22 protein-coding genes and 1 pseudogene are annotated in these 23051 nt (G+C 66.5%); 19 read left to right on the top strand and 4 right to left on the bottom strand.

The window, feature by feature from the left end; translation table 11 throughout:
- Positions 1 to 73: 73 nt before the first annotated feature.
- Both FHT08_RS10125 and FHT08_RS10120 read right to left on the bottom strand, forming a co-directional pair.
- Complete coding sequence (locus FHT08_RS10125; protein WP_166775007.1) at positions 74 to 1594, bottom strand: ATP-binding protein; 1521 nt, start codon at positions 1592 to 1594, stop codon at positions 74 to 76.
- Positions 1591 to 2310 carry a response regulator transcription factor gene (locus tag FHT08_RS10120; protein WP_104606787.1) on the bottom strand — a complete coding sequence of 240 codons (720 nt, stop codon included), beginning with the start codon at positions 2308 to 2310 and terminating at the stop codon, positions 1591 to 1593. Before FHT08_RS10120 ends, FHT08_RS10125 begins: the two co-directional genes overlap by 4 nt.
- A gap of 137 nt (positions 2311 to 2447) precedes the next feature.
- On the opposite strand from FHT08_RS10120, the gene FHT08_RS10115 reads away from it, so the two are divergent.
- From FHT08_RS10115 to FHT08_RS10070, 11 genes and pseudogenes are all read left to right on the top strand, one after another.
- The gene (locus tag FHT08_RS10115) at positions 2448 to 3548 is read left to right on the top strand and encodes a glycosyltransferase (protein WP_166775005.1); all 1101 of its coding nucleotides are present in this window, start codon (positions 2448 to 2450) and stop codon (positions 3546 to 3548) included.
- A gap of 499 nt (positions 3549 to 4047) precedes the next feature.
- Positions 4048 to 4344 (top strand): annotated as a pseudogene (locus tag FHT08_RS19985) (hypothetical protein); the annotation flags it as partial.
- Positions 4345 to 4651: 307 nt separating this feature from the next.
- Positions 4652 to 5056 (top strand): hypothetical protein, encoded by a 405-nt coding sequence (locus tag FHT08_RS10110; RefSeq protein ID WP_243849002.1) that lies wholly within the window; start codon positions 4652 to 4654, stop codon positions 5054 to 5056.
- 278 nt (positions 5057 to 5334) lie between these two features.
- Complete coding sequence (gene frmR / locus FHT08_RS10105; RefSeq protein WP_016902624.1) at positions 5335 to 5610, top strand: formaldehyde-responsive transcriptional repressor FrmR; 276 nt, start codon at positions 5335 to 5337, stop codon at positions 5608 to 5610.
- A 63-nt stretch (positions 5611 to 5673) separates the two neighbouring features.
- Complete coding sequence (locus FHT08_RS10100; RefSeq protein ID WP_166775004.1) at positions 5674 to 6783, top strand: S-(hydroxymethyl)glutathione dehydrogenase/class III alcohol dehydrogenase; 1110 nt, start codon at positions 5674 to 5676, stop codon at positions 6781 to 6783.
- A gap of 68 nt (positions 6784 to 6851) precedes the next feature.
- A complete protein-coding gene (gene gfa, locus FHT08_RS10095) occupies positions 6852 to 7427 on the top strand; it encodes an S-(hydroxymethyl)glutathione synthase (RefSeq protein WP_166775003.1) in 576 nt (191 codons plus the stop codon).
- Positions 7428 to 7485: 58 nt separating this feature from the next.
- The gene (gene fghA / locus FHT08_RS10090; protein WP_166775002.1) at positions 7486 to 8316 is read left to right on the top strand and encodes an S-formylglutathione hydrolase; all 831 of its coding nucleotides are present in this window, start codon (positions 7486 to 7488) and stop codon (positions 8314 to 8316) included.
- Positions 8317 to 8532: 216 nt separating this feature from the next.
- Positions 8533 to 8829: a helix-turn-helix domain-containing protein gene (locus FHT08_RS10085; RefSeq protein ID WP_243849001.1), complete on the top strand. Its 297-nt coding sequence runs from the start codon at positions 8533 to 8535 to the stop codon at positions 8827 to 8829.
- A 9-nt stretch (positions 8830 to 8838) separates the two neighbouring features.
- On the top strand, positions 8839 to 9054 hold the full coding sequence (locus FHT08_RS10080) for a hypothetical protein (protein WP_146096362.1): 216 nt from the start codon (positions 8839 to 8841) through the stop codon (positions 9052 to 9054).
- Positions 9051 to 9512 (top strand): hypothetical protein, encoded by a 462-nt coding sequence (locus FHT08_RS10075; RefSeq protein WP_208408957.1) that lies wholly within the window; start codon positions 9051 to 9053, stop codon positions 9510 to 9512. Before FHT08_RS10080 ends, FHT08_RS10075 begins: the two co-directional genes overlap by 4 nt.
- Before the next feature lie 44 nt (positions 9513 to 9556).
- Positions 9557 to 10273, top strand: a complete 717-nt coding sequence (locus FHT08_RS10070) for a DUF4386 domain-containing protein (protein ID WP_166775001.1) — start codon at positions 9557 to 9559, stop codon at positions 10271 to 10273.
- 61 nt (positions 10274 to 10334) lie between these two features.
- Here the strand turns inward: FHT08_RS10070 and FHT08_RS10065 are convergent, their stop codons facing one another.
- A complete protein-coding gene (locus FHT08_RS10065) occupies positions 10335 to 11744 on the bottom strand; it encodes a PLP-dependent aminotransferase family protein (protein ID WP_047130178.1) in 1410 nt (469 codons plus the stop codon).
- Between the two features lie 129 nt (positions 11745 to 11873).
- Here FHT08_RS10065 and FHT08_RS10060 point away from each other — a divergent pair, with 129 nt between their 5' ends.
- A complete protein-coding gene (locus tag FHT08_RS10060) occupies positions 11874 to 12665 on the top strand; it encodes a PhzF family phenazine biosynthesis protein (protein ID WP_166775444.1) in 792 nt (263 codons plus the stop codon).
- Positions 12662 to 13588, top strand: coding sequence for a DMT family transporter (locus tag FHT08_RS10055; RefSeq protein ID WP_047130177.1), 927 nt, complete (start codon positions 12662 to 12664; stop codon positions 13586 to 13588). Before FHT08_RS10060 ends, FHT08_RS10055 begins: the two co-directional genes overlap by 4 nt.
- A gap of 41 nt (positions 13589 to 13629) precedes the next feature.
- On the opposite strand, the gene FHT08_RS10050 is transcribed toward FHT08_RS10055, so the two are convergent.
- Positions 13630 to 13968, bottom strand: coding sequence for a hypothetical protein (locus FHT08_RS10050; RefSeq protein ID WP_039509881.1), 339 nt, complete (start codon positions 13966 to 13968; stop codon positions 13630 to 13632).
- A gap of 1006 nt (positions 13969 to 14974) precedes the next feature.
- On the opposite strand from FHT08_RS10050, the gene FHT08_RS10045 reads away from it, so the two are divergent.
- The 6 genes from FHT08_RS10045 (at position 14975) to FHT08_RS10020 (ending at position 23049) form a co-directional block, all read left to right on the top strand.
- Complete coding sequence (locus tag FHT08_RS10045; RefSeq protein WP_006452907.1) at positions 14975 to 15067, top strand: potassium-transporting ATPase subunit F; 93 nt, start codon at positions 14975 to 14977, stop codon at positions 15065 to 15067.
- 15 nt (positions 15068 to 15082) lie between these two features.
- A complete protein-coding gene (gene kdpA, locus FHT08_RS10040; RefSeq protein WP_166775000.1) occupies positions 15083 to 16897 on the top strand; it encodes a potassium-transporting ATPase subunit KdpA in 1815 nt (604 codons plus the stop codon).
- A gap of 11 nt (positions 16898 to 16908) precedes the next feature.
- On the top strand, positions 16909 to 18957 hold the full coding sequence (gene kdpB, locus FHT08_RS10035) for a potassium-transporting ATPase subunit KdpB (protein WP_166774999.1): 2049 nt from the start codon (positions 16909 to 16911) through the stop codon (positions 18955 to 18957).
- Between the two features lie 3 nt (positions 18958 to 18960).
- A complete protein-coding gene (gene kdpC, locus FHT08_RS10030; protein WP_047130174.1) occupies positions 18961 to 19614 on the top strand; it encodes a potassium-transporting ATPase subunit KdpC in 654 nt (217 codons plus the stop codon).
- Between the two features lie 62 nt (positions 19615 to 19676).
- The gene (locus FHT08_RS10025; RefSeq protein WP_104606779.1) at positions 19677 to 22343 is read left to right on the top strand and encodes a sensor histidine kinase KdpD; all 2667 of its coding nucleotides are present in this window, start codon (positions 19677 to 19679) and stop codon (positions 22341 to 22343) included.
- Positions 22333 to 23049, top strand: a complete 717-nt coding sequence (locus FHT08_RS10020; protein WP_166774998.1) for a response regulator transcription factor — start codon at positions 22333 to 22335, stop codon at positions 23047 to 23049. The genes FHT08_RS10025 and FHT08_RS10020 overlap by 11 nt, the downstream gene beginning before the upstream one ends.
- Positions 23050 to 23051: the final 2 nt, after the last annotated feature.

Genomic DNA, 23051 nt, shown 5'->3' with positions numbered 1-23051 from the left:
TCGTTGCAGCCAGACTCGGGTGCGCGACGGCATCGCCGACCTCGCCTGCAGAGGAATGCGCTCCAACCTGGCCCTAGCGTCGCTCCGGCATGCACGGCAGGCGCACGGTCACCCGCAGGCCGCCACCTGCTGCACGGTTGTCCAGGCGCAGGTCGCCGCCATGCGCCAGCACGATGCTGTGCGCCACCGACAAGCCCAGCCCGATGCCGCCGGTGTCGCGATTGCGCGAGGACTCGCCGCGCACGAAGGGAAGCAGCAACTGTTCGCGTTGGGTCGGGTCGATCCCGGGGCCGTCGTCGTCGATCCACAGCACGCCGTCTTCGCCGTCGCGCTGCAGCTGCAGGCGCGCGCGCTTGCCGTATTTCAGCGCGTTCTCCAGCAGGTTCATCACCGCGCGCCGCAAGGCCAGCGGGTCGCCATCCAGGGTGAGCTCCGGGCCGGGCAGCAGTTCGGCATCGGCGCCGATGTCGGTGGCGTTGTCGACTACGCTTTCCACCAGCAGGCGCAGATCCAGCGGCGCGCGTTTGCCGCGGTGGCGATCGTTCTGGATGAAATCCAGCGCGGCGGAAATCATCGCCTTCATCTCGTCGATGTCGGCCAGCGCCTTGTCGCGCAATGGCGGCTGCAGGCCGTCCAGGCGGAACGACAGGCGCGCCAGCGGCGTGCGCAGGTCGTGCGCGATCGCCGCCACCATGTGGGTGCGTTCGTTGATCAGACGGTTCAGGCGTGCCTGCATCGCATTGAACGACTCGGCCGCGCGCACGATCTCCGGCGGGCCGCTGCGTTGCAACGCTGCGGCGTCCGGGTTGCGGCCCAGCCGGTCGGCGGCCTCGGCAAAGCGCTTGATCGGCGCAGATAGCGCACGCGAGAACCACCACGCCAGCGGCACGTTGGCCAGCAGGCCGGCCAGGAACAGCAGCACCACGTGGGTCTTGAACTCGGCCGACAGTCGTCGCGGTGGCGATTCGACCGTGCGCCAGCGGCCATCGGGCTGCTGCAACGCGGCGGTGAAGCCGTCCAGCAACGGTACGCCCGGGGTCAGGCGCTCGCTCTCCCAGGCGCCGGGAGTATCGTCCGGACGCAGTCCATTGCCGAACGGCGGGGCACCGGGGGGGTGATCGCGCGGCCAGTCGTCTGGTGCCGGCGGCGAGCGCTGCAAGGCAGCGTGGCGATTGCCGACGGGACTGGCATCGTCGTCATCGGCCCCGGATGCCTGCGGTTGACCGGGCATGCGCGGCGGTGGGGACATGCCGCGCATGCCCTGACGATCGTCGGCGCTGCGGTAGAAGCGCACGCGCTGCTCGGGGACATCCAGCCAATGGGCCAGCAGCATTTCGGCAAACCCGTCGCGCACTTGGCCTGCCGGCGGCAGTGGGGCCTGGGCCGACTCGTGCACCGTCAAGGTCTGGGTGCCGGCCGGCATGCGCGTGGACAGCAGCGCCACCACTTCCGGCGGATGCACCGGTGGCTCGTAGACCGGGGTGCGCATCACCAGCAGGGCGATGCCGATGACCTGGGCGGTGAGCAGCGCCACCGCCAGCAACACGAAGGTACGGGCAAAGATCGACAGCCCGCGACGTGCCGGTTTGCTCACAGACGCGAAACGCCCGGCAGCAGCATGTAGCCCTCGTTGCGCACGGTGCGAATCAATTCGGTATGCACGCGCTCGTTGATCTTGCGGCGCAGGCGGCTGATCTGGCTGTCGATGGCGCGGTCGTAGACGTCGGTGTCGCGGCCACGGGCGTAGTCCAGCAACTGGTCGCGGCTCAGTACCCGCTGCGGATGCTCCACGAAGGTGCGCAGCAGCGCGAATTCGCCGTCGGACAGGTTGATGAAGATGCCGGTGGGGTCGCGCAGGTCGCGCCGCACCACGTCCAGCCGCCAGCCGGCGAACTCGTAGACATTGCCGCGGTGATCGGCCTGCTCGCTGCTGGCCTGGCTGCGGCGTAGCAGGGCGCGTACCCGCGCCAGCAGTTCGCGCGGATTGCAGGGTTTGGCCAGGTAATCGTCGGCGCCCACTTCCAGGCCGATGATGCGGTCGGTGTCGTTGCCCAGCGCGCTGAGCATGATGACCGCAGGTGAACCGCGCTCGCTGGCCAGCGCCCGCGCTGCGCTCAGGCCGTCTTCTCCAGGCATCATCACGTCGAGTACGATGAGGTCCGGGCGACGCTGCGCGATGCTCTTGCGCATCTCCGCCACGTTTTCGGCAACCTCCACCTGGTAGCCGTGGGCGCTAAGGAACTCGCCGATGAGCTTGCGCAGGTCCGGGTCGTCGTCGACCACAAGAACGCAGGGTTGTTGCATGTCCATGGAGATCATCGTCGGTGGCGCAGAGCTTGGCCCGCGCAGGGTGGTGGCTACCGGATACATGGTGCTCGCAGTTGCAGGGCTGGAGCACGCATCATAATGCTTGAATTTGTCAACCTTTGGCACACGTGTGACGCAACATGACAGAACGGGACATCGCGCAGGAAACCGGGCCATCGACACTGTGCCGCTGCAATGCCGAGTGTACGCATGACAAGGCGTTTCCGATGATGCGGGTGATCAGCCGCGACAACGGCGTGGGCCTGACCCGGGACATGGAACTGATGGCGCAGACGCTGCGTGCCGGCGGCATACCGGTGCAGGAGGTGGGCTTCACCAGTCAGCGGCTGCACGATACCGCGCGCGAAGCCCGTCTGTGGGCCAGTCGCGCGCTGTTCGGGCGGGTGCCGGTGCAGATCTTCTCCGAGCGCGTGTATGCGCGCTGCCTGCCGCTGGGCCAGACCAACCTGCTGGTGCCCAATCCGGAGTGGTTGCTGCCCAAATGGCTGCCGCGGCTGCCGCAGTTCGACGCGGTGCTGTGCAAGACCCATCACGCGGAGCGGATTTTCCGCAGCCTGGGCTGCACCACGCGGTTCATCGGCTTCACCAGCCCGGATCGCTACGACGCGCAGGTCGCGCGTCAACGTGCGTTCTTCCATTTGGCCGGGCGCAGTACCGCCAAGGGTACCCGCGTGCTGCTGGAGACCTGGCAACGGCATCCGGAGTGGCCGCTGCTGACGGTGGTGCAGAACCCGCGGACGGCCGGCAAGCCGGTGGTGGCGCCGAACATCGACCACCGCGTCCGTTATCTCGACGACGCCGAACTGCGCCGGCTGCAGAACGCGCATCTGTTCCATCTGTGCCCGTCCGAGGCCGAGGGCTTTGGGCATTACCTGATGGAAGCGCTGAGCGTGGGCGCTGTGACCTTGGCCACCGACGGTGAGCCGATGAACGAACTGGTCAGGCCCGAGCACGGCGTGCTGATTGGGGCGGCCGAGGTGCGCCAGCGGCGTCTGGCGTCGTACTACTACGTGGACGCGGCGGGCATTGCGCAGGCAGTGGAAACCGCGCTGGCATTGCCGCAGGCGCAGCTGGACCAGTTGTCGGTCAACGCGCGGGCGTTCTACCAGGCCAACGATGCCGCATTCGCTACACGCTTTCGCAATGCGGTGCTGGCGTCGTTGCCCGCACATGCGGCGGATGCCATCGCAAGCGTGGCCCCGGCGGTCGTCGAGAACTGATGCGTTAGCCCGGCTCAAGGCTTTTCCCGCGGTCAAGCGTATTGCATGCAGCGCGCGGTGCTTGCGCGGCTCCACGCCTTGCACGCCGCGTGACCGCGCACGCCAGCGATCGGCGCGCAGCGGCAAATGCACGACATATCGCAATGCAACGCTCTCCCTGACCAAGCGGGTGCATCCCGCCATTGCCATATGCGTGCAGTACGCATATGTGCGCCATCCAGCCAGGGAGATTCACGATGGTCCAGACACGCTCCACCGCCGTTGCCATCAGTGCGCTGCTTGCAGTGCTCGGCTTGGGCGGCTGCGCCAGCTTCTGCGGCGCGCCTTCCGGCGGGCCACCGCCGCCGCCCGCGCCACCGCAGGCGCAGCGCGGTCCGCCACCGCCACCGCCACCGAGCGCGAGCGATCTGGCCGCGATGCAGGCGTGTGCTCAGGAGCAGGGGAAGGCGTTGCCTCCGCCAGCTGCGGCCACGCCGCATCACGATACGCCTGCGGAGGGCGTGAATCGCAGTGCGCGTTTGACCGCTGTCTGGCCGACAAGGGCGTGACGCGGCCACCGCCGATGCCGGGCGAGCCGTGGCATGACGGTCCGGGGCCTGCTGGCTGGTACGAACCCGGCGAACCATCTGGTCCGCCACCCTACGATCCTGACTTCGACGCCGCGTTGCAGGCCTGTGCCACAGCGCAAGGCATCGCATTGCCGGCGCCTGACCGGCGGCCCCCGGGCCCGCCACCGCCGGCACTGGCGCAATGCCTGGAGGCTGAAGGCTTCAAGCCACCGCCCCGGCGTGGCTGATCATGCTGATCGTGGCGATTCCGCTGTGTCGGCCGCGCTACCGACACGCTCTTCGCCATCGATTGCGCACCGTGTGGTCTCGCCCGGTACGAATGACCGGTCAGGATGCACGCAGGCAAGAGGCGGACACGATGAGTGCCGTGCCCGACGACCCCATGCGGGGCAACCCCGCGCTGCAGGAAGAATTCTCCGGCATGCGGCGGCTGCATGCCTTGCAGGTCAGTCTGGCGGCACAGGCCGATGCCCGCATCGCGCTGCAGGCCATCGCCGCGCTTGCCTGTGCCTTGCGCGTACCGACTGCGGCTGCGTGCAACTGGTCAGTGCGCACACCCGCGAGATGGGGGTTGCCTGTCTATCGCATCTGCCCCCCAGCACCGTGCCAACCTTTGCGCTGGCCCTGCATGAGCGGGCGACCAACGCCAGCAAGCACGGCGCGCTTGCACAGGCCAGCGGCCAGTTGCAGGTGGGTTGGCGCCTGCTGGGGACGGCCAAAGGCGCCCGCCCGCGCATCGGATGGAGCGAGACCGGCGTGCGCATGCCGGCGCCGGGCAAGGCGGCGCAAGGGTCCGGCTACGGCCGCGAGTTGATCGAACGCGCGCTGACGTACCGCTTGCAGGCCGAAACGGCCTACGTGGCGTGGACGGACGCAGTGCGTTGCACCAACGAGCTGCCGGTGTCGGAGAGCATGCGGCTGGAAAGCGACGACAGCTGAAGATGCAGGCAGCGCCTGCACACGCCCGCCACTGTCGTGCTGCACTGCGACGACGGCGGTGGCCGGCGCGCCGAATCCGCAGCAGCGCAGGACCACGAGTCGGCGAGCCGCCGCCGCCTGGACGGACGTTCAGCGCCATGGCCGACGCGGTGTCGCCGCCGCCGGGCTCCAATCCGGACCGCGCCCTTCGCAGAAGTTCGCGAGCGGGCTGCTTTCCTGGGCATGGCTTTTTCCCGGCAAGTCCATATACTGCCCCCCAGTATTCCGCCGGAGCTGTCATGCCCCACTCGCCGCAGGAAAAAAAGCGGGCGCTAGCGCGCGTGCGACGCCTGCGCGGGCAATGCGACGCGCTCGAGCGCGCGCTGGAGGCGGGCGCAGACTGTGCGCCCGTGCTGCAGCAGATCGCCGCGATCCGGGGTGCCGTCAATGGGCTGATGTCGCAGGTGCTCGAAGCGCATATCCGCGAAGACTTCGGTCATGCCGCCGCCTCCGATGCGCAGCGCGCCGAGCGGGTGCAGGAGCTGCTCGGGCTGGTCCGGTCCTATCTCAAATGAACTCCCACCGGGTCGGCGCATGCCGTGCCCGTCCTCGAACCTCATCGTCAGGAGCGCCATCACATGAAATCCCGTGCAGCAGTTGCATTCGGTCCCGGCAAGCCGCTGGAAATCGTCGAGATCGACGTCGCACCGCCGAAGGCGGGCGAGGTGCTGGTCCGCATCACCCACACCGGTGTGTGCCATACCGACGCGTTCACCTTGTCTGGCGACGATCCGGAAGGCATCTTCCCGTCCGTGCTGGGCCATGAGGGCGGCGGCATTGTCGAGCAGGTCGGCGAGGGCGTGACCAGCGTCAAGGTCGGCGACCACGTGATCCCGCTGTACACCGCCGAATGCCGCAAGTGCAAATTCTGCCTGTCCGGCAAGACCAATCTCTGCCAGGCCGTGCGCGCCACCCAGGGCAAGGGCTTGATGCCCGACGGCACCACGCGCTTTTCCTATAACGGCGAACCGATCTACCACTACATGGGCTGCAGCACCTTCAGCGAATACACCGTGGTGCCGGAGATCTCGCTGGCCGTGGTGAACCCGCAAGCGCCGCTGGAAAAGGTCTGCCTGCTCGGTTGCGGCGTCACCACCGGCATCGGCGCGGTACACAACACCGCCAAGGTCAAGTCGGGCGAAAGCGTGGCGGTGTTCGGCCTGGGCGGCATCGGGCTGGCGGTGATCCAGGGCGCGGTGCAGGCCAAGGCCGGGCGCATCCTGGCCATCGACACCAACCCGGGCAAGTTCGATCTGGCGCGCAGCATGGGCGCCACTGATTGCATCAACCCCAAGGACTACGACAAGCCCATCCAGGAAGTCATCGTCGAGCTGACCGATGGCGGCGTGGACTTCAGCTTCGAGTGCATCGGCAACGTCAACGTGATGCGTTCGGCGCTGGAGTGTTGCCACAAGGGCTGGGGCGAGAGCGTCATCATCGGCGTGGCCGGCGCCGGCCAGGAAATCAGCACCCGTCCGTTCCAGCTGGTGACCGGCCGCGTGTGGCGCGGCTCGGCCTTCGGCGGAGTCAAGGGACGGACCCAGTTGCCGGGCATGGTGGAGCAATCGATGAAGGGCGAGATCGATCTCGATCCGTTCATCACCCATACCATGCCGCTGGAAGAGATCAACGAGGCCTTCCACCTGATGCATGAAGGCAAGTCGATCCGCACCGTGATTCATTTCTGACCGTACGGCCAGGATCGGCGCGCGGCCGCTTCCGCGCACGTGGTACCCGATACTCCGGGAGGGGCATGATGACCAGCGTCTCGATTCATCCTTCGGTAGACAGCGGTATAGCGCGTGGCGGTGCAGAAGGTTTTCAAGGCGGAACCCTTGAATGCCACTGCGCCAGCGACAAGGTCACCGTGGAGGTGGGTGCGCAGACCGCGCACAACCACGCCTGCGGCTGCAGTAAATGCTGGAAGCCGGAAGGCGCAACGTTTTCGGTGATTGCAGTGGTGCCACGCGACAAGGTCACGGTGACCGCGCATGCGGAGAAGCTCAAGATCGTCGACGAAAGCGCGGCGATCCAGCGGCACGCGTGCACTGGCTGCGGCGTGCATATGTTCGGTCGCATCGAAAACAAGGATCACGCGTTTTACGGTCTGGACTTCATCCATACCGAGTTGTCGCAGCAGCCAGGCTGGTCGCCGCCGGGCTTTGCGGCGTTCGTGTCCTCCATCATCGAAACCGGCACGTCGCCGGACGACATGGATGGCATACGCGCGCGCCTCAATGAGCTCGGCCTGACCCCGTACGACTGCCTGTCGCCGGGATTGATGGATGCACTGGCTGCCAATGTGGCACGCAAGAAGGGCTTGCTGCACTGATCGCCCCATCCTGCGGCCGGCACGCCTGCCGGCCGCAGGTTTCTACCGAAGGAATCCCATGGAACGTATCGAACACCACGCCTGCTTCGGCGGCTGGCAAGACGTCTACCGGCATCAGTCGCAGAGCTTGAACTGCAGCATGCAGGTCGGCGTCTATCTGCCACCGCAGGCCGCCGATGGTCCGTTGCCGGTGCTGTATTGGCTGAGCGGGCTGACCTGCACCGAACAGAATTTCATCGGCAAGGCCGGCGCGCAGCGCTACGCGGCCGAGCATGGCGTGATCCTCGTCGCGCCCGACACCAGCCCGCGTGGCGACGATGTGGCTGACGCGGACGGCTATGACATCGGTAAAGGCGCCGGCTTCTATGTCGATGCCACCGAGCAGCCATGGGCGGCGCACTACCGCATGTACGACTATGTGGTGAACGAATTGCCGGCATTGATCGAAGCGCACGTCGCCACCACCGGCGCGCGTGCGATCAGCGGCCATTCGATGGGCGGCCATGGCGCCTTGACCATCGCCTTGAAGAATCCGGGCCGCTATCGCAGCGTGTCGGCATTCTCGCCCATCGTCGCGCCAAGCCAGGTGCCGTGGGGCGAGAAGGCGTTCGGCCAGTATCTGGGGCCCGATCGCGCAGCGTGGCAAGCGTACGACGCCACTGCGTTGATCGCCCAGGCACAGGAGCGCCTGCCGCTGTTGGTCGATCAGGGCGATGGCGACGAATTTCTCGAAAACCAGCTGAAAACCGCGCTCTTCGAAGAGGCTGCCAAGGCTGCCGGTTATCCGGTCACGGTGCGGATGCAGCCCGGTTACGACCATAGCTATTACTTCATTGCCAGTTTTATCGGCGAACATATCGCGCACCATGCTGCGGCGTTGCGTGGTTGATGGTCCGGTCGGGTGCGTCTGCGGCGCGGGCGCTACAAGACGCGCGCCGATGGTGCGCAGACTGTGCCTGCTTGCCGCAATGGCCTGATAACGCCGGTTGCCGACCCACACTCCAGCAATGCGCTTGTGCAACGTTTGTCCGCAGCGCTTGACACGCCGCCACCTGTCAGATATTTCTTACGCATGAAAAGGGGGGGGCAAACGACAGGGGATCGATTGCTGGAGATTCTTTCGGCGCTAGATAATCCGCATCGACTCAGGATCGTCGCGGCGCTGGAAACCGGTGGCCGCAACTACATCAGCAGTCTGGCGCGTGAGATCGGGATCAGTCGTCCGTTGTTGCATCTGCATTTGAACAAGCTCGAAGCTGCGGGTCTGGTGACCAGTCAACTTGAGTTGTCACAGGACGGAAAAGCGCTCAACTACTTCGAGGTCAGCGCCTTTCGCTTGGAACTTTCACCTTCGGTCATTGCGGAAGCGGCGATGTCGCTGACCGACAAGACAGAAAAATAGGAGACGGCCTTGTCGGAGCATTTGTATCTTTTGACGATCTGCCTGCCGCTGAGCACGATCCTGCTGGTTTTCGGGATGCGCTACTTCGCCGCGATCCGACAGGCCAAGGCGCAACTCGATCACAATCAGGCCTACCGCGAGCTGGCCGAGAAAACGCAGACTGCGTTGAACGACATGCGCATCCGCCTGGAGGGTATCGAAAGAATTCTCAAGGACGTCGAATGACGGCGACCGCGACCGTCGCCAGCGGCGCCTCCGTCTCCACCACGCCCGGGTGCGTGCCGGACACCGTGCCGCTTTGGCGGTTGTACGGCCTGCGCGCCGGCTATCTGTTGCTCGTGGTTGGTCTGGGCGTACAGGTCTGGCCAGACATTGTGCTGCGACACGGCAGCTGGGAACTGATGGAGGGTGTGGTGCAGTGCATGCTGGGAGCGATGGGGTTGCTGGCATTGCTCGGGCTTCGCTATCCGCTGAAGCTGCTGCCGCTGCTGCTGTTCGAGATTGCATGGAAGCTGATCTGGCTGGGTATGGTCGCCACGCCTCGGTTGCTGCTTGATCGGATGGATGCCGGCACGTGGTCCACGTTGTCGGCCTGCCTGTTGGTCGTGGTCTTTCCGATCGTGATCCCGTGGCGCTACGTCGCGTCGATGTTCATCCGTATGCCCGGTGACCGCTGGCGGTGACTGCCGTCCTGCCTCGCCCACAACGCAAAAAGACGGGACATTCCATGGCGTACGACATTCAGGCTCGCCCGCAGTTCTATGCGCGAGTTGCAGGCGCGCTCTATCTCGCCGTCATCGTTCTCGGCGGTCTGGCTGAAGGCTACGTGGCGAACTCCTTGATCGTGCCGGGCGATGCCCGGGCCACGATCCACGCCATCGTGCAGCATGCGCAGCTGTGGACGCTGGGGCTGGCCGCAAATCTGGTGGTGCCGCTGCTTGCGGTGGTGCAGCTGTGGATCGAATACATGCTGCTGCGGCCTGCTGGAAGAGGCCTGGCGCTGTTGTTTGTGTTATTGAACCTTGCGTCGCTTTCGGTAGAGGCGGTCAGCAAACTGTTCCAGCTGATGGTACTGCCCCTGGCGTCCGGCGGCTCTTCGGCGGCCGACCCTGGTCAGGCCCTTTCGCTGGTCGCGCTGGCATTGCTGGGCCATGACCTCGGTTTCAACATCGCTTTGCTCTTCTTCGGCGCCGCCTGCCTGGTCAGCGGCACGCTGATCTGGCGATCGCGCTATTTCCCCAGGTTCGTGGGTGGATTGATGTTGCTGGCCGGGATCAGTTATCTGGTGGCTTCGCTCGCCGAACTGCTGGCGCCTGCGTTCGCACGGCTGATCAATCCCGGGGTTCTGCTGCCGGTTCTGGTGGGCGAAACGACGTTCTGTCTGTGGCTGCTGATCCGCGGTGTCGATCGGCGGCAGTGGGATGCCAGGGCCGCTGCGATGTAGGCGCCGTTCCCCTTGTCCAGCAGGCGCAATTGGCAACACGAAGTTGATGCCTGCAACGAAACTAACGCACCACCTGCGCCGCAAGCTTGCCCAATCGCCGCATCGCACGTTCCAGCGTGTCGCTCCACGGCTGGCCGCAGGTCAGTCGCAGGTGATCTGCGTAGTCGCCACGGCTGGAGTACAGATGACCGGGCGAGGTGCCGATGCGTTCTGCCAGTGCGGCCTCGAACAAGGCTTGGCCGCTACCGCCGTCGGGTAACTGCAGCCACAGCGATAACCCACCTGCCGGGTCGCCCACGCGCGTGCCCTCCGGCCAATACCGCACGAGCGCATCGCGCAGCCGCTGCCCATTGTCGGCCAGGGTGCGGCGCAGCTTGCGCAGATGCCGTTCCAGATCGTGTTGCGCCAGATAATCGGCCATTGCCAGTTGCGGCAGGCTGGCGCTGCCGACGGTGGAAAAGTACTTGGCGCGCACCAGGGCGTCGGTCCAGTCGCCACCGAGCAACCATCCCACCCGCAGGCCGGGCGAGAGCACCTTGGAGAACGAGCCGCAGGTAATCACGTTGGCGTGGATATCGAAATGGCGCAGCGGACGGGGACGTTGGCCCGACCAATCCAGTTCGCCGTAGATATCGTCTTCGATCACCACGGCGCCATGGCGTGCGCAGCTGTCGAGCAACGCGCGTTTGGCGCTGTCGGAAGTGAGACTGCCGTTTGGATTGTTGAAGTTGGGGACCAGCACTGCCGCACGCACCGGCGTGCGCTGCAGTAGCACATCCAGACGCGCGATATCGATACCGTGACCGGGACGGTTGGGTACTTCCAGCACTTTGAGCCGCAACGCAGCCACCGCCTGCAAGATGCCGTGATACGTGGGCGTTTCCACCAGCACCACATCGCCTGGTGCGGTAAGCGTGCGCAGCGCCAGGCTGATCGCTTCCATCGCGCCGGCAGTGATCACCACTTCTTCCGCGTCGACGCTGGTTGCGCAGTGGGCATAACGCTGTGCGATCTGGCGGCGCAGTGCGGCGTGGCCTTGCGGCGGCGCGTAATCCAACGCAGCCGTGCGCTGGCGACGCAACTGCCGCGACAGGGCTGCGGCCAGTTGCGCGGTGGGCAATAGCGCAGGCGCGGGCGTGGCAGTGTGCAGCGGCACCAGGTCAGTACGCGCCAAGGTGTCGAGCACGCGCTGCAAGGCCGGGTTGTCGACCACGCCGGGTTTGCGCCGACGTGTGGCGGGGGCTGCGGCCGGCAACGCAGAGATCGTACTGCGCACGAAGTAGCCGGAGCGCGGGCGCGCTTGCACGCGCCCTTCGCGTTCGAGTTGCAGGCAGGCCTGCACTGCGGTGGCAGTGCTGATGCCATGGTTGGCGGCCAGTTGCCGGATCGAGGGCAGGCGCTCGCCGGCACGCAAGGTGCCGCCTTCGATCTGCTGCCGCAGCTGCGTGGCCAGCGATTCGTACAGGAGCATTGGCGGGTGCCTTCCATCTGTATTGGTCTATTTGCAGCGTATCTGAATCTGTCATGGTCGTGTAGCACGTTGCAGACTGGGCGTGCCCGGCGAGTACGCCAGGTATGGATTCCTTCTGTGAGGTTGGCCGTGCTGCTTCCCGTGTTTATCGTCGATGCGTTCACCACGGTGCGTTTCAAGGGCAATCCGGCAGCCGTGGTGCCGTTGCAGGCCTGGCTGCCGGAGCCGGTGATGCAGGCCATCGCCAGCGAACACAATCTTTCGGAGACCGCCTTCTTCGTTCGCGACGACAGCGGCGTGTTCGACATCCGCTGGTTTTCTCCAATGAAGGAGGTCGGCTTCTGCGGGCATGCGACCTTGGCCAGTGCATTCGTGATCGCGACGTACCAGCACGCGGCATTTCCGCTGCGCTTGCGTGCGCCGGCTGTCGGTGAGATCGCCGTTGCCAGGGTGGACGAGCGCAGCTTCGAGCTGCGCTTCCCCAACCAGTTGCCGTCCCTGGTGCAGATGGTGCCGCAAGCGTTGTCTGAGTCGTTGTCGATCGCGCCGCAGGCTGTCTACGCGAACGCGCAGGCGTACATCGCCGTCTACGCCGACCAGGCACAGGTGCGTGCGGTAACGCCGGATCTGGGCCGGATGCTGGCACTGGCGCCGCGCGATGTGGCGGTCACCGCGGCAGGCCAAGAGCATGATTTTGTTTCCCGCTATTTCTGGCCGTCCAACGGCGGTAGCGAAGACCCGGTCACCGGATCGATTCATGCCGCGCTTGCACCGCTATGGGCGCAGCGGCTGGGCAAGACGCAGCTCATCGCGTGGCAGGCCTCCGCGCGTGGCGGCGAACTGCAGTGCCGGGTCGAGCCGCAGCATGTCTACGTGCGTGGCAGCGCTGTCCAATATCTGCAGGGAACCATTGCGCTATGAGTATTCCATTGCCCGTGCAAGCGACATCGGCCGGCGCCGGGCGCCGCGCGATCTGGCAACTGCTGGTTGCCGAAGTGCTGATCGGTTCGGTTGGGGTGTTCGTCCACGAAAGCGGCCAGGATCCGGTGACGGCGGTGTTCTATCGCTGCCTGTTCGGGGCGCTGTTTCTTACCGTATGCGGCTTGGTCGGTGGACAGCTGCGAGGGCTATGGCGCGAGCGTGCGCTGTTGCGCGATGCCATCATCAGCGGCGTGCTGCTGGTGTTGAATTGGGTGGCGTTGTTCGCCGGCATGGCGCGCTCGTCGATCGGCGTGGCGACCATGGTCTACCACGTGTTTCCGTTCGTGATGTTGCTGCTGGCCGCGCTGTTGCAGGGCGAGCGCACGCGGCGTGCCGATCTGGGCTGGACGTTGCTGGCATTCGTCGGCGTGGCCTGCTCGGCAAACCCGGCGCGGTTGTGGCAGGCGGCCGACCGTGGCTATCTGATCGGCATCGCGCTCACGCTGTTGGCGGCGCTGCTATGCGGTGCGTCGCTGCTGATGTCGCGCCGTATCAGCCGCGAGCGGCCGCTGGCGGTGGTGACTGTGCAGTGCTGGGTCGGCACGTTCCTGCTGGCCGGGTTTTCCAGCAGTGCGGCGTTGCATCCGGGCCTGCACTGGCTGTGGCTGGCGGGCCTGGGCGTGATCCACAGCGGTATCGTCTATGTGCTGTTCTATTCGTCCTATCGCCATCTGCATGTGGCCACGATTGCGGTGCTGGCGTTCGTGTATCCGCTGGTGACGCTACTGCTGGACTATCTGCTCTACGGTCACGCATTGGTGCCGGTGCAGTGGCTGGGCCTGACGCTGATCGTGGTGGGCACGCTGGCGGTGAATCTGAAATGGCGCTGGCCGCGGCGCATAACAGACAGCGCACCGACCTGAGCGAAGTTGCCGCCGCGCAGTGCACGCGGCGGCCGTAGAACTCAACGCACGTCGCGCAGTTCCCAGTGGTGCCCGGCCAGGGCCTGCATGCGCTGCTTGAGCAGGTCGCCGGGGATGCTGGTGGTGGCGACCAGGTCCACACGCAGGTCGCCCTGCTTGCCGGTAACCGTGGCCGATGGATCGGTCACGCCCAGGCTGGGGTCCACCGCGTCCGGGTCGGCCTGCAGCTGGCGCCAGCGATCGAACCAGGCCGGATCACGTAGGGCGGCCTGCAACTGTTCGGCAAAGGCCTCGGCGCCATGGGCACTGAAGCTCACGCTCGCATCGCCGCCGCGGGCGAGCTTGGGGTCGGGCAGGCTGATCGAGTAGCTGACAGGCATGTGCAAGGACTCTGATGGATGACGCCGGTACGTTAGTGCAGCGGCGGTGATCGCTCCGTCGACAGGTGGGGACACGTGGGAGCCTCCAGCTGCGGAGTCACGGCTTGTTTCGCGAGCGGGGAGGGCGCTGTGCGCTCGCCTGCCCAGGTTTTGACGGCATCTGGTGAGCGAGGCTGCAACTCGGAATCCCGGTTGTCTTTGTCTCCTTGTGTATTAGGGATGAGGTCGCGCGGCTAGATCAGTTGTAGAGCGGCTACTCTGCGGCTTGGCTGCAGGGCCCTTGCCCGCCCACCCTCGCAGGACACGCCGCAAGTACGTCCGTGTAGGCTCTTACGCGGCATCCATGCCGCGTAAGGTCCCGCGACGGTGGGCGGGCAAGGACCAGTCCAGATGGTCGGTGCGCACGGGTAAGCAAGGCGCGGCATGCATCGTTTGCAGCATGGCCAATCATTTGCCAAGACGAGCCAAGCAATCAGCAGGCTTTCGATAAAGCAACCTCAGCAAATCCTGGTGCGGTGACCTTGCCGGTTGCGGGACCCTTGGCGGCATGGATGCCGCCAAGGGGCTTCCATGGACGGATGCACGGCGTGTCCCGGAAGTGGTGAGGGCACCGCGCCCTCGACCAACGAGGCTTTGCTCCGACCTCATAACGCCCTGACTCAAAACCTGGTCGTCCTGAGTTGGGACTAGAGGCCGAAGTTGCCCGGAAACGGCTGCATAGCGTGGAGACGTGACTGAAGACCGTCGCCACCCAGCATTTATGCGGAATTTACGCGGCGGCTGTCGCAGGTCCATAGCGACTTTACGCAGCCCGGGCAGACACTGCGCAGGTTGGCGGAGCGGTTCCGCCGTGGACGATCCCGATGCATCCCTTGACCTGTCTGCTCCATCGCCGCTGCGCGCGCGGTGCGGCAGCGCTTTGCCTTGTCGGCCTGCAGACCCTGCATGCGCCGTCGCATATCGCATCCATCGCGCCGCGTCGCGCGCGTCTCGGGGAGTAGCCGACATGCCTGCCTGGTTGTCCCTGTTGTGCGGCGTGGCCGTACTCGTTGCCGCCGCGTACCTGCTGTACGTGGTCCTGCGCCCGGAAGACTTCTGATGCGAGTGCGCTCCAATGATTGAAACTCTCCTTGTCTACGCGCTGGCCATCGTGCTGGCCTGGCCCCTGGGCCGCTACCTGGCAGCGGTGATGCGCGGCGCCCCGATGCGTGGCGATGTCCTGTTCGGCTGGATCGAACGGCCGTTGTATGCGTTGCTCGGCACCCGCCCGCAGCAGGGCATGTCGTGGCGTGGGTATGCGGTGGCGTTCTTGCTCAGCAACCTGGTTGTCGGCCTGCTGACTTGGGCGGTGTTCATGACCCAGGCGTGGCTGCCGTTCAACCCGGACGCCATCCCGAACATGCGCTGGGACACGGCGCTGCACACCATGGTGTCGTTCGTCACCAACACCAATCAGCAGCACTACTCGGGCCAGGCGCAGCTGTCGTATCTGGCGCAGATGACCGGCATCGTCGGCCTGCAGGTGGTGACGCCGATGATGGGCCTGGCATTGGCGGTGGCGACCTTGCGCGCATTGTTCGGTGGGCGAGCCGTCGCCACTGTGTCCGACGCCTTGCCGGCATCCAATGCGACCGCGAGCGCTAAACAACCGGTGGCCGGGCCGGACGAGCCGGAGATCGTCATGCCGCGCCCGGGACGGCAGCCGTCGGCTTCCGGGTTGGAGGCACTGCCCGAGGCAGACGTCGGCAATTACTGGGCGGATGTGATCCGCGCCAGCATGCGTGTGTTGCTGCCGCTGTGCCTGCTGTGGACCGTGCTGCTCGGCTGGCAGGGCGTGCCCTCCACGCTGCAGGGTGCGGCCACCGCCACACCGTTGGACAGCAGCGCCGGCATGCCCGAGCAGACCATTCCGGTCGGGCCGGTGGCAGCGATGGTCGCGGTCAAGCAGCTCGGCACCAATGGCGGTGGCTGGTACGGCCCCAACAGTTCGGTGGCGCTGGAAAATCCCACGCCGCTGAGCAATCTGCTGGAGACGCTGGCGCTGGTGCTGTTGCCGATGAGCGTGGTGTTCATGGTCGGCTACCTGACCGGGCGCAGGCGTCTCACCGCACTGGTCTTCGGCACCATGTTGACGATGTCGGCCGCGTCCACCGCGCTGTTGCTGTGGTCCGAAGCGCATTCGGCCAGCGCCGGCTCGCCTGCCTCGATGGAAGGCAAGGAGGTGCGTGTCGGTGCGGATGCCTCGGCGTTGTGGGCGGCCCTGACCACACAGACCTCCAACGGTTCGGTCAATGCGATGCACGATTCGCTGGCGCCGTTGAGCGGCCTGGTCACCCTGGTGGACATGCTGATCAACGCAATCTGGGGCGGCATCGGCTGTGGCTTGCAGCAGTTCGTGGTGTATCTGCTGTTGAGCGTGTTCCTGGCCGGTTTGATGACCGGGCGCACGCCGGAATTGTTCGGCCGCAAGATCGAAGCGCGCGAGGTGCAGTTGCTTGCGCTGTTGATCCTGCTGCAGCCGTTGGTGGTGTTGGGATTCACCGCAGTGGCGCTGGCGGTGCCGGCATTTACGGCCAATTCCAACCCCGGCTTCCACGGCATCAGCCAGGTGTTCTACGAGTACACCTCGGCCTTTGCCAACAATGGTTCGGGTTTCGAAGGCCTGGGCGATGCGACGTCCTGGTGGAACCTGAGTTGCTCGGCGGTGCTGGCACTGGGGCGCTATCCCGCGCTGATCCTGCCGCTGATGGTGGCCGCGCGCATGGCAGTGAAGCGGCGCGCGCCGGAATCGGCCGGCAGCCTGCAGGTCGAAACGCCAACCTTCGCGCTGACCCTGATGGCGATCGTGCTGGTGCTCACCGTGCTGCAGTTCATGCCGGCACTGGTGCTGGGTCCTATCGCTGAACACCTCGCCCTGGCGGCGTCCTGAGAGTTTGAGCAATGTCTACGATCGATACGACTGAAAAACGCGCGCGCGGTGACGCGGCGTTATTCGACGCCGCCGTGCTGGTGGCGGCGATGCGCGCGGCCTTCCGCAAGTTGGCGCCGCGGCATCTGCTGCGCAGCCCGGTGATGGCGGTGGTGATGGGCGGCACGCTGCTGGCAGCGGTGATCACCGCCAGCGGACATGGCAACGCGGGGTTCGGCTGGTCGGTGACGGCGATCCTGTTCGTCACCGTGCTGTTCGGCAATTTCGCCGAGGCCATCGCCGAAGCACGCGGGCGTGGGCAGGCCGCATCGCTGCGCCGTGCGCGCAAGGATCTGGTTGCCCGCCGGGTGGAAACCGCACTCGGCGGCCGCCAGACCCGCGTGCCGGCGGCGGAACTGCGCCCGGGCGACTACGTGATGGTGTCCGAAGGCGAATTCGTCCCCGCCGATGGCGAGATCGTGCGCGGCGTTGCAACGATCAACGAAGCGGCGGTCACCGGCGAATCGGCACCGGTGCTACGCGAGGCCGGTACCGATCGCAGTGGCGTGATCGGCGGAACGCGCGTGCTCTCCGACGAGATCGTGTTCAAGGTCACCGCCGAGCCGGGGCACAGCTTTCTGGATCGCATGATCGCCTTGGTGGAAGGCGCCAACCGGCAGAAGACGCCGAACGAGATCGCGCTCACTTTGTTGCTGGCGGCGATGACGCTGACCTTCCTGATCGTGGTGGCCGCGCTGCCGGCGATTGCGGGTTTTGTCGGCGTTACGCTGGATCCGCTGTTGCTGATCGCGCTGCTGGTGTGCCTGATCCCGACCACCATCGGCGGGTTGTTGCCGGCGATCGGCATTGCCGGCATGAACCGCGCGCTGTCGGCCAATGTGCTGGCCAAATCCGGCAAGGCGGTGGAAGTGGCCGGCGACGTGGACGTGCTGTTGCTCGACAAGACTGGCACCATCACCTACGGCGACCGGCAGGCCACCGCGTTCCATCCGCTGGCCGGCATCGACCGTGCGCAGCTGCGCGATGCGGCAATGCTGGCCTCGCTGGCCGACCCGACGCCGGAAGGCAAGTCCATCGTCAAGCTGGCACGCCAGCAGGGCGCGGTGGCCATCGAGCCGGAGGGCGTGCATTTCATCGCCTTTACCGCGCAAACCCGCATGTCCGGCGTGGATCTGGCCGGGCGCAGCATCCGCAAGGGTGCCGGCGATGCGATCGTGGCCTATGTGCAGGCGCAGGGCGCCACGGTGTCGCCGGAGTTGAACGGCCGCATCGAAGAAGTCGCGCGCGGCGGCGCCACCCCGCTGGTGGTGGCCGAAGGCCGGCATGTGCTCGGTGTGGTCGAGCTGAGCGATGTGGTCAAGCAAGGCATCAAGGAAAAGTTCGCGCAGCTGCGTGCGATGGGCATCAAGACGGTGATGATCACCGGCGACAACCCGCTCACGGCGGCCGCGATTGCCGCCGAAGCCGGCGTGGACGATTACATCGCCCAGGCGCGCCCGGAAGACAAGCTGGCCCGCATCCGCGCCGAGCAGGCCGGCGGGCGGCTGGTGGCGATGGTCGGCGACGGCACCAACGATGCACCGGCGCTTGCCCAGGCCGATGTGGGCCTGGCGATGAACTCCGGCACGCAGGCGGCCAAGGAGGCCGGCAACATGGTCGATCTGGATTCGGATCCGGCCAAACTGCTGGCGGTGGTCGAAGTGGGCAAGCAGCAGCTGATCACGCGCGGTGCGTTGACCACGTTTTCGTTGGCCAACGACGTGTCCAAGTATTTCGCGATCCTGCCGGCGCTGTTTGCCGCGGCGATTCCGTCGATGGCCGCACTCAACGTGATGCACTTGTCCAACCCGCGGCATGCGGTGCTGGCGGCGTTGATCTTCAATGCGCTGATCATTCCGGCATTGATTCCGCTGGCGTTGCGTGGCGTGCGCTTTCGCCCCTCCAGCGCCACGGCCTTGCTGCGCCGGAACATGGTGATGTACGGCGTGGGTGGCGTGTTGCTGCCGTTTGCCGCCATCAAGGTGATCGACCTGGCGCTTGTCGCCACTTTAGGGAACTGAGTCATGACGATTTCTTCGAGAACCGGCACATCCATGTCGCAGCCGTTGCGTGACGACGGCGCCCTGCGCGGGGCCGTGATGCTGGCGTTGTTCATCCTGCTGGGTCTGGGCCTGAGCTACTCGCTGGTCGCCACCGGCATCACCGGTGCGCTGTTCCCGGTGCAGGCGCACGGTTCGCTGCTGCGCGATGATGCGCGCGTGGTCGGCTCGGCCCTGGTGGCGCAGCCGTTTGCCGATGTGCGCTATTTCCAGCCACGTCCCTCGGCGGCCAAGTACGACCCGGCCGCGGCCGCCGGCAGCAACCAGGCGCGTTCCAATCCCGACCTGCAAACCCGCATCGCCGCCACGCGCGCCGAGGTGGCGGCACGCGACGGCATCGCACCGGAGGCGGTTCCCGCTGAGCTGATCACCCAGTCCGGCAGTGGCCTGGACCCGCACCTGAGCCCGGCCGGCGCACAGGTCCAGGTGCGCCGCGTCGCCGCCGCGCGCGGCTGGCCGGAACAGCGCGTGGCCGCGTTGGTACAGGCCGCCACCGAACAACCACAGTTCGGCCTGCTCGGGCAGCCGCGGGTGAATGTGCTGGCGCTGAACCTGGCGCTGGAGCGCGCCGGGAATGGGGAGTCGGGAATCGGGAATGGGGTGAAGCAAAAGCACTAGGATCATCGGGCAGCTGTAGGCTTTGCGATTCCCCATTCCCCATTCCCCATTCCCCATTCCCGATGATTGACGCCCGCACCCAACAAGCCGACGCGCTGATCGGCGAACTGCAGCGCGAACATGGCGGGCGCCTGACCGTGTTTCTGGGCGCAGCGCCCGGGGTGGGCAAGACCTACGCCATGCTGTCGCGGGCGCGCGAGCGCCTGCGCCAGGGCATGGACGTGGTGGCCGGGGTGGTGGAAACCCATGGCCGTAGCGAAACCGCCGCACTGCTGGACGGCCTGCCGCTGCTGCCGCGCACCCGCATCGGCTACCAGGGCCGGGAGCTGGAAGAACTCGACCTGGATGCGTTGCTGGCGCGCAAGCCGAAGCTGGCCCTGATCGACGAGCTGGCCCATCGCAACGTGCCGGGCAGCCGGCACGAGCGGCGCTGGCAGGACATCGTCGAGCTGCTCGATGCCGGCATCGATGTCTACACCACGGTCAACATCCAGCACCTGGAAAGCCTCAACGACATCGTGCTGCGCATCACCGGCGTGCGCGTGTCCGAAACCGTGCCCGATGCGGTATTTGACCGTCTGCGCGACATCGTGCTGGTGGACCTGCCACCGCGCGAACTGATCGAGCGCCTGCAGCAGGGCAAGGTGTATCTGCCCGAGCAGGCGACACAGGCCTTGCAGGCGTTCTTTTCGCCTTCCAACCTCACCGCGCTGCGCGAACTGGCGATGCAGACCGCGGCCGACCGCGTCGACAGCGACCTGCGCGACACCCAGGCCGCACGCGGTTTGCCCGGCACCGCCGCCTTGCGTCGCCGCGTGGTGGTGGCCATCGATGGCCGTGGCAGCTCGGATTATCTGGTGCGGGTGGCGCGGCGGTTGTCCGAACGACGCGATGCCCCATGGACGGTGGTCACCGTGCAGACGCGCACCGTGGCCGACGCCGCCTGGCAGCTGGAGATCGACCGCGCGTTCGCACTGGCACGCCGCCTGGGGGGCGATACCGCGCTGCTGCACGGCGCCAACGTCGCCGAGGCATTGCTGGATTTCGCTGCGCAAAACGGTGTCTCCACGCTGGTGCTGGGGCGCACGCGCGAACGCCCGCTGGCGCGCATGTTCAACCGCACGCTGACCCAGCAACTGCTGCAGCGCGGCGCGCATTACGAACTGGTCATCGTCAGCTCCGCCGATGCGCGTGCACGCGCACGCGCACGCCAGCGTTGGCGCAATCCGCGCCAGTGGTTGCAGCGCGACGACCTGGCCTTCGCGGCGATCGCCGCGGCGGCCGCGGTCGCGGTGGCGTGGGTGATCCAGCGCTGGACCGACATCGACGATCTGTCGATGGTGTTCATTGTCGCGGTGGTGCTGGTGGCCTCGCGCACGCGCATGGCCGCCGCGGTGATCGCCGCGCTGCTGAGCTTTGTCGCCTACAACTTCTTCTTCATCGAACCTCGCTTCACCCTGCACATCAGCGCGCGTCAGGGCGTGGTGACGGTGTGCCTGTTCCTGATCGCCGCGCTGGTCGCCGGCCGTCTGGCCTCGCGCCTGCGCAGCCAGGTGCTGGCCTTGCGCGCCGCCAATGCGCATGCCAACGCGCTGCAGACGCTGGCCCGCGAGCTCAGCACTGCCGCCGATCTGGGGCAGGTGCTGGAAGCCGGCCGTCGCGCCCTGGCCACGGCACTGGATGCCGAGGCCTGGTTGCGTCTGGAGCAACGCGAGAGCGATGCACCGGCCAGCTTCGGCGCACTCGATCGCAGCGCGGCGGACTGGACCCAGCGCCACGCGCAGCCGGCCGGCCGCTTCACCGATACGCTGGCCGGCGCGCAGTGGTGGTGCCTGCCGGTGCGGCACGAACGCGGCAGCCTGGGAGTGGCCGCGCTGCGCTTTCGTCAGAGCGTGCAGCGGCCCGGTCTGGAAGAGCGTCGGCTGGCCGAAGCGATGGTGGAAGACATCGGCCAGGCAGCGCTGCGCACGCGCCTGGTCGCCGATCTGGAAGGCGCGCGCGTCAGTGGCGAAACCGAGCGCCTGCGCTCGGCCTTGCTGTCGTCGGTCTCGCACGATCTGCGCTCGCCGCTGGCCTCGATGATCGGCTCGGCCAGCAGCCTGGCCAGCTACGGCGATGCGATGGACGCACAGGACCGCCACAGCCTGCTCGACACCATCCAGCTCGAAGGCGAGCGGCTGGATCGCTACATCCAGAACCTGCTCGACATGACCCGGCTCGGCCACACCGGGCTGACCTTGAAGCGCGACTGGATCGGCGTGGACGAGCTCATTGGCTCGGCCACGCGGCGGCTGCAGCGCTACCAGCCGGCGGTGCGCCTGCAACTGGATCTGGCCGCCGACCTGCCGGCGATCTGGGTGCACCCGGCACTGGTGGAACAGGCCATCTTCAACGTGCTGGAGAATGCGGCGAAATTTTCGCCACCAGGAGTTGCGGTGACCGTGCAGGCGCGGCTGCAGGCCGGCGCCCTGCAGATCGATATCGGCGACCAGGGCCCCGGCATTCCCGAGGACGAGCGCGCGCGCATTTTCGACATGTTCTACAGCGTGGAGCGTGGCGACCGCGGCCGTCACGGCACCGGGCTGGGCCTGACCATCTGCCAGGGCATGATCGGCGCCCATGGCGGCAGCGTGGAGGCACTGGCCGGCGCCGATGGTCACGGCACCACGATCCGCATTACGCTGCCGCTGCTGGTTCCCGCCGCGCCACCTCGCCCCGATGCCGACTGACCCCACTGCCATCCCTCCTGCCCGCGTGTTGATCGTCGACGACGAGCCGCAGATCCGCCGCTTTCTCGACATCAGCCTGCGTGCGCAGGGCTATCGCGTGCTGCAGGCCGGCACTGCCGAGGACGGCCTGGCCACGCTGGCCGGGCAGGGCGCCGACCTGGTGGTGCTGGACATCGGCCTGCCCGATCGCGACGGCCACGAGGTGCTGGGCGAGATCCGCCAGTGGTCCAACGTGCCGGTGATCATGCTTACCGTGCGCGCCGGCGAAACCGAAAAGGTCGCCGCGCTCGATGCCGGCGCCAACGACTACGTCACCAAGCCGTTCGGCGTGCAGGAACTGATGGCGCGCATCCGCGCGCTGCTGCGCCAGGCCGGCGCCGGCAGCACGGTGGAAGAGAGCGTGTTTAACGACGGCCGCCTGCATATCCACCTGGGCCTGCGCGAGGTCACGCTCGATGGCGAGGCGGTGCCCTTGAGCCGCAAGGAATATGCCTTGCTCGCGCTGTTGCTCAAGCACGCCGGCCGCGTGGTCACCCAGCCGCAATTGCTGCGCGAGGTGTGGGGCCCCACCCACGAGGAAGACACCCATTACCTGCGCATCCTGGTCGGCAAGCTGCGCCAGAAACTGCACGACGATGCCGCCGACCCGCATTACATCGTCACCGAACCGGGCGTGGGTTTGCGCTTTATCGGGGTGACGCGTTGAGG

It is taken from the genome of Xanthomonas sp. CFBP 8151 (assembly GCF_011761885.1).
GTDB classification, from domain to species: Bacteria; Pseudomonadota; Gammaproteobacteria; order Xanthomonadales; family Xanthomonadaceae; genus Xanthomonas; species Xanthomonas arboricola_B.
Note: the sequence above shows the minus strand (reverse complement) of the source record. Positions and strands in the feature narration are given on the sequence as shown.

Bases quoted from the DNA above. Each gene is read 5' to 3' on its own strand.
- FHT08_RS10045 (WP_006452907.1), top strand. From the start codon at position 14,975: ATGCCTGCCTGGTTGTCCCTGTTGTGCGGCGTGGCCGTACTCGTTGCC.
- kdpB (WP_166774999.1), top strand. From the start codon at position 16,909: ATGTCTACGATCGATACGACTGAAAAACGCGCGCGCGGTGACGCGGCG.
- FHT08_RS10065 (WP_047130178.1), bottom strand. From the start codon at position 11,744: ATGCTCCTGTACGAATCGCTGGCCACGCAGCTGCGGCAGCAGATCGAA.
- fghA (WP_166775002.1), top strand. From the start codon at position 7,486: ATGGAACGTATCGAACACCACGCCTGCTTCGGCGGCTGGCAAGACGTC.
- FHT08_RS10050 (WP_039509881.1), bottom strand. From the start codon at position 13,968: ATGCCTGTCAGCTACTCGATCAGCCTGCCCGACCCCAAGCTCGCCCGC.
- kdpC (WP_047130174.1), top strand. From the start codon at position 18,961: ATGACGATTTCTTCGAGAACCGGCACATCCATGTCGCAGCCGTTGCGT.
- FHT08_RS10070 (WP_166775001.1), top strand. From the start codon at position 9,557: ATGGCGTACGACATTCAGGCTCGCCCGCAGTTCTATGCGCGAGTTGCA.
- frmR (WP_016902624.1), top strand. From the start codon at position 5,335: ATGCCCCACTCGCCGCAGGAAAAAAAGCGGGCGCTAGCGCGCGTGCGA.
- FHT08_RS10025 (WP_104606779.1), top strand. From the start codon at position 19,677: ATGATTGACGCCCGCACCCAACAAGCCGACGCGCTGATCGGCGAACTG.
- FHT08_RS10055 (WP_047130177.1), top strand. From the start codon at position 12,662: ATGAGTATTCCATTGCCCGTGCAAGCGACATCGGCCGGCGCCGGGCGC.
- FHT08_RS10120 (WP_104606787.1), bottom strand. From the start codon at position 2,310: ATGGACATGCAACAACCCTGCGTTCTTGTGGTCGACGACGACCCGGAC.
- FHT08_RS10115 (WP_166775005.1), top strand. From the start codon at position 2,448: ATGACAGAACGGGACATCGCGCAGGAAACCGGGCCATCGACACTGTGC.
- kdpA (WP_166775000.1), top strand. From the start codon at position 15,083: ATGATTGAAACTCTCCTTGTCTACGCGCTGGCCATCGTGCTGGCCTGG.
- FHT08_RS10100 (WP_166775004.1), top strand. From the start codon at position 5,674: ATGAAATCCCGTGCAGCAGTTGCATTCGGTCCCGGCAAGCCGCTGGAA.
- FHT08_RS10020 (WP_166774998.1), top strand. From the start codon at position 22,333: ATGCCGACTGACCCCACTGCCATCCCTCCTGCCCGCGTGTTGATCGTC.
- FHT08_RS10075 (WP_208408957.1), top strand. From the start codon at position 9,051: ATGACGGCGACCGCGACCGTCGCCAGCGGCGCCTCCGTCTCCACCACG.
- gfa (WP_166775003.1), top strand. From the start codon at position 6,852: ATGACCAGCGTCTCGATTCATCCTTCGGTAGACAGCGGTATAGCGCGT.